Below are 4477 nucleotides of genomic sequence, written 5' to 3' on the forward strand. Positions count from 1 at the left end.
CTGGAATCGCCTTTGAAATTGCGATCTTTCAATGCAACCGGCCTGCGACAAGACCGCACGACCTACATTTGCTCGAAGCAGATTGGCAAGGTTTTGTCTGCAGAACAGCCATTTTCGCGTTCGCGGCTCCCGTGCGTAACCAAGGCGAATGAAAGAGCGTATCGGAAGGCTGCATCCAATCCTTTCCACCGACTTGCCTTTCCGCCGACTTGCTTCGCAACGAATCGGTTGGTCACCCATTGAGATCAACACGGCTCCCTGAGATCTCAAAACCACCTTCGTCATGCCCGACCCCAACGCACTCTCTTCCGAACCGACCAATCGCTTCGGAATCCCGGCGGTCGCCCCGATTCGACACTCAAACATTTGCGAAGATCGACGGAGTGGCCCGACCACACCTCCATCCGAGCAAGCCGCAAACCGATCCGGCGACAGCACGTCGTCCCTCGCTCGCGATCCCTCGCCCGCGAAAAACACGGTGGCCGATGGAACCTGCCATGCGAACCCGAAACGTTACGAAAGCCTGACCGAAGTGGGACGCGGCGGTTGGGGGATCGTCGAAAAAGCGGTCGACCGACATCTGGAACGCGAAGTCGCGATCAAACGCTTCAGCGACTGCGACCAAGTGACAGCGCAGGAACGAAAACGGTTCTTGCACGAAGCGAAAGTCACCAGCCAACTTCAGCACCCAGGGATCGTGCCTGTCCACGAAATGGGAGATGAAGACGATACGTTCTATGTCATGAAATTGCTCGATGGAGTCACGTTCAGTGAATTCATCCAACAGCACCATCAAAGCCCTCGTGTTCGCCAAGCGAAGACGCCATTTCAATTTGGCGAATCACTCGAACCGTTGCTGCAGCGTTTCGTCGACATCTGCAACGCGGTCGCCTATGCCCATCAGCAAGGGATCATCCATCGCGATCTGAAACCTTGTAATGTGATGATCAGTGGCTTTGGCGAGACCGTGGTGCTCGACTGGGGATTGGCTCGGCCCGCTCAGCAAGCGAACGCAACATCGCCGTCAGAACCCAACGGCACGGTGGTGGGCACGCCAGCCTACATGTCACCGGAACAAGCCCGCGGAGAGATCCATCGAATCAATCCTTCTTCGGATTTGTATTCGTTGGGCGTGGTTCTCTACACCATCCTTGCTGGCCATCATCCCTATCAAGGCCAACCGGTCACACGCATTCTCGAACAAGTTCGCAAACCTTCCTGCCCTGACTTGCGAACGTCTCAGCCGCTGGTTTCCAAGCCCTTGCTTTCCATTGTCCGCAAGGCGATGGCGTCCTCGCAGCATGATCGATACGCCACCGCCGAGGAGTTGGGCCACGACGTACGTCGCTTCATCGCCGGCGATGCCGTTTCGGTTCATCGCGAAAACATGATCGAAAAAGGCATGCGTTGGTGCCGGCATCACCAAGGCATCGCCGCCGCGACCGCTCTGACGACCAGTGGATTGTTGATCGCCGCGATCCTCTTTGGGCTCGTCATTCATCGTTCTCATCGCGCCGAACGCTTGGCCCGCATCGAAGCCCAACGCGCTCATCGCGAAGCGATTGTGAATCTCGGAGAAGCCCTCGACGCCACCGACACCTGGCTGGACGAACTCAGTGGATCCCTTCAGTTCTATCCCGGGATGAGCGCGATCCGGACGGATCTTCTCGACCGAGCAATCCGCCAATACGACCGGATCGCCAAACAAGACCCTGAGGCCTCGTCGGCACTCCTCTCCTCCGACGAACTGGATGAATTCGATCTTCCCAAGTCTCGTCAGCAAACGGCTCAACTGGCGTTGCTGCAACGCGTCAAAACTCAACTGCGTTTGGCAGACCTTTATCGAATCACCGGCCACACGGAACGAGCACGACAGGAATACGCCGCCGCGGACTCGCTGCTGCGAGGGCACATTTTTGAGAACCAATCGCCCACCGTTCCAACAACCACTCGCATTCCAGGCAGTTCCCTTGAATCGCTGTTCGAACTGGAGCGCATCCATTGCCTGACCGGGCAGTTGCTCCTCCAAGATTCCTCCACACGCCCTTCCGCCAAACGCGTTTTGTCCGCCCGCCAATGGCTGACCAAATACCTGAACGCATTCGCCCGCCCATCCAAACATCAACCGAACTCGCACCTGGATTTAACCACCGCAAAAGTGGCTGCGACATACGCTCAACTGGAACTCGCAATTCAAACCCAAGCAGAATCTTCCCAGCTTCGCGACTTGGCGGATGCCTCCAGCTTCCAACACGCAATCGACGTCGCTCGGCACCTCGCCAACCATCGGGGCACGGTGGGAGATCGCCGTCTGTCAGAAAACATCCAAACGCATTTCTGCCGTCAACAGATGCAAGCCGAGTCGTATGCCAAAGCAGAAACGGGATGGTCGCAATTGATCCGAGACCTTCACCAGTGGATCGATTCGTCCCCGGACCGCATCGATCTTTTGCAATCCTGCGCCCACGCGTTGCACGAGCGAGGCAGTTGCCGAGCAAAACAAGGCAAACAGTCCGAAGCAATCGCCGACCTCCAATCGTCACTTCAGATTCTACAGCGGGCTTCGCGACTGACAGAAATGGCCCCCGGCCAAGCCCAACGATTGCAACAGACGCAACAGGATTTTGACGAGCTTCGCAAAGCAACCACCACGACCACAACGATTGGCACGATCAACAACACCGTCTCCGTGGACACCGATTTCGACGAGGCGGAATGAAATTGTCAGACGCTGTCCTCCAGATGAGCACAGCGTGTCCCATGGTTAGCTGTTCAATCGAATCCATCGCCGTTGTCGCACGCCCGATTCATGTACCTCGAAATGGAATTAACTCGATGACCACCATCGCGTCGCATCCCACTCCTGCCCCACTCGATACTTCCGAAGCAACACTCCGGCAACAACCGACCATTCCGCCGAGCGACATCAGTAACGAGTGCTGCTTGGTACAGATCTATCCACCGGACGTCGTCGAAGGCATGCTGCTTTTGGAACAGGATGAGTTCCAAATCGGTCGTTCTCCTGACTCCGATCTGCCGCTCTTTGACGGCAGTGTATCTCGTCAACACGCCAAACTGATTCGCGAGCAAGACGGTTACCTGATCCGTGATCTCGGCAGCACCAACGGTACGATGGTCAATGAAAGCACCATCCAATCCGACCACACCTTGGAAAGTGGCGACACGGTTCGAATTGGCAGTTTCTTGTTTCGTTTTTTGTCCGCCGACAGCATCGAGACGCAATATCACGAAACGGTCTACAACGCGTTGACCCGAGACGCACTCACCGGCGCGATGAACAAACGTTTCTTGATGGAAGCCATCGATCGAGAACTTTCGCGATCGACGCGGGCCAACCTTGAGATGGCAGTCATCATGTTGGACATCGATCACTTCAAATCCGTCAACGACACGCACGGTCACTTGGTCGGCGATGATGTCCTACGAACCTTCGGACAACGCATCCAAGCACTTTGCCGGGCCGACGATCTTCTGGCACGATACGGCGGCGAAGAATTCTGCTTGTTGCTCGCCGCGACAGGACGCCAAGACGCGATGGAAATCGCGGAACGTTGCCGAGCTACGATTGCCGACACACCGTTCCAAACCTCCATTGGCCCGCTCGAAATCACCGCCAGCTTCGGTATTTCCGTCTTGAATCCCAACCAACCTTCGACCGTCAAAGCGTTGCTCCAAGATGCCGACCAACACCTCTACAACGCAAAAAATGCGGGCCGAAATCAAGTCTGCGGGTGACGTTTTGCTGACACCAATTTTTGCAACGCCCACCAAGGCGGCAAGAATGTTCCGGCAAGCACAGTCAGTGCCAATGCGACCTGCCATGCAGGCGGATCGTCCACAGAAGCGTTTGCCTCCACCGGGTCATTTTCGCTGCCAAGTCCAGCAAAAAACAGCACCAACGCAAGCACAACAGCCACGATCGTAAAAGATCCAATCAGTCTCGCGATCACACTTGCGAAATGAAACTGGAAGAGCACGAGCACGCCTAGCAAGGTAAGCCAGATTGGCGACCAAACAACCGACGAAATGCTGACTGCTCCTACCAAGCGATTCGCAACGAAGAAGAGAATCACACCAGCGACGATCAACCACCACCCGGCAAATAGATGATGCCGTGGGGATGTTTCAGATGGAGCGTCAGACGAAACATCGTTGGATGGCTCATAGGGATTCATAGGTACAGCGAATGCGATGCCTTGCAAGCTCCAGAAAGATAGCGGCGTTTGATACGACAGCATGCGGCGGCCGAATTCGCAACTGACTACCGAACGTATCCATCACATCTTTCATACTGCACGGAAACGCTGGAGCAAACAAAATACTGGACCGGCGCCATGTTTTGGGTTTACGCTGGGGTTCTCCCACCTCCCGCGAAGAATTTGTCCAAACTAGTTCGCGAACCATCCTTGCCGTCCTGGCGATCGTTCTGGTTTACTCGAACTTGCGAGAAGACGTG

3 protein-coding genes are annotated in these 4477 nt (G+C 55.6%); 2 read left to right on the plus strand and 1 reads right to left on the minus strand.

Annotated elements, in window-relative coordinates; all coding sequences use genetic code 11:
* Positions 1 to 283: 283 nt before the first annotated feature.
* Complete coding sequence (locus ACF8AM_RS15375; protein WP_392556479.1) at positions 284 to 2719, plus strand: serine/threonine-protein kinase; 2436 nt, start codon at positions 284 to 286, stop codon at positions 2717 to 2719.
* A gap of 116 nt (positions 2720 to 2835) precedes the next feature.
* On the plus strand, positions 2836 to 3756 hold the full coding sequence (locus ACF8AM_RS15380; protein ID WP_392556480.1) for a GGDEF domain-containing protein: 921 nt from the start codon (positions 2836 to 2838) through the stop codon (positions 3754 to 3756).
* Here ACF8AM_RS15380 and ACF8AM_RS15385 read toward each other — a convergent pair.
* On the minus strand, positions 3741 to 4259 hold the full coding sequence (locus ACF8AM_RS15385) for a hypothetical protein (RefSeq protein ID WP_392556481.1): 519 nt from the start codon (positions 4257 to 4259) through the stop codon (positions 3741 to 3743). The genes ACF8AM_RS15380 and ACF8AM_RS15385 overlap by 16 nt on opposite strands.
* Between the last annotated feature and the right edge of the window lie 218 nt (positions 4260 to 4477).

Origin of the sequence: Rhodopirellula sp. JB055 (genome assembly GCF_043100905.1) — a bacterium.
Taxonomy (GTDB): domain Bacteria; phylum Planctomycetota; class Planctomycetia; order Pirellulales; family Pirellulaceae; genus Rhodopirellula.